Origin of the sequence: Streptomyces sp. UNOC14_S4, assembly GCF_020740835.1 — a bacterium.
In the GTDB taxonomy this organism is placed as follows: Bacteria; Actinomycetota; Actinomycetes; order Streptomycetales; family Streptomycetaceae; genus Streptomyces.
Genome location: NZ_JAINFC010000995.1, coordinates 1 through 880, shown reverse-complemented (window position 1 = coordinate 880; position 880 = coordinate 1). Strand labels below are relative to the sequence as shown.

The 880-nt window shown below is 73.0% G+C and carries 1 protein-coding gene; it reads right to left on the bottom strand.

Translation table 11 applies throughout. The annotated features are described in order from the left end of the window. On the bottom strand, positions 1–625 hold a 625-nt coding region (locus K6I34_RS37545), incomplete at its 3' end, for a TerD family protein (RefSeq protein ID WP_229332483.1). Between the last annotated feature and the right edge of the window lie 255 nt (positions 626–880).

Below are 880 nucleotides of genomic sequence, written 5' to 3'. Positions count from 1 at the left end.
GTGCCTGCGCGGCCGGGGCGGGGACCACCGGAGCGGCCACGGGCGCGGGCGCAGGTACGGATACGGGAGCGGGAGCGGGCGCGGCGGCGGGTACGGGCCGGGGCGAGTCGACGGAGATGCCGAAGTCGGTGGCGAGGCCCGCGAGGCCGCTGCTGTAGCCCTGGCCCACGGCCCGGAACTTCCATTCGCCGTTGCGGCGGTAGAGCTCCCCCAGGACGAACGCGGTCTCCACGGTGGCGTCCGTGCTGTCGAAGCGGGCGAGTTCGGTGCCGTCCGCCAGGTCGAGGACCCGGATGTGGAGCCCGGGCACCTGGCCGAAGGCACCGCCGTCGGCGGAGGCCGCGAGCACCACGGTCTCGACGGCGGGCTCGACGGCGGCGAGGTCGACGGTGAGCGTGTCGACCACGGAGTCACCGGCCGGGCCCTTGCCTTCGTGCCGGACCGCGCCGGAGGGGTGGACGGCCTGGTTGTAGAAGACGAAATCGGCGTCGGAGCGGACCCTGCCCGCCGTGAGCAGCAGCGCGGAGACGTCGACGTCCGGTATCCCGGCCCCCGCGCGCCGGCCGAGCTCGACGCGTACGGCAGGCGCCGGAATACGGATGTTGGTGCCTTTGAGCATCCCCATGCTCCACCCCTTACGAACAGTCCGTCGTGGTCCGCGTGGTCCGCGTGGTCCGTTGTCGCGGAACCCGTTGCAGGACCCAACGTACCTCCGACGGCTGTTTCCGCCGGATCTACGGATATCCCTGACGACTTCCCTGACGCGGCGCCGTGGGCTCGTGTGCGGTGGGCTCGTGTGCGGTGGGCTCGCGCGTTGCGGGCCGGTACGTGGGGTGTTCGGCGGGCTGATGTGTCGCGGGACGCTCGGTGGGCGGGTGGG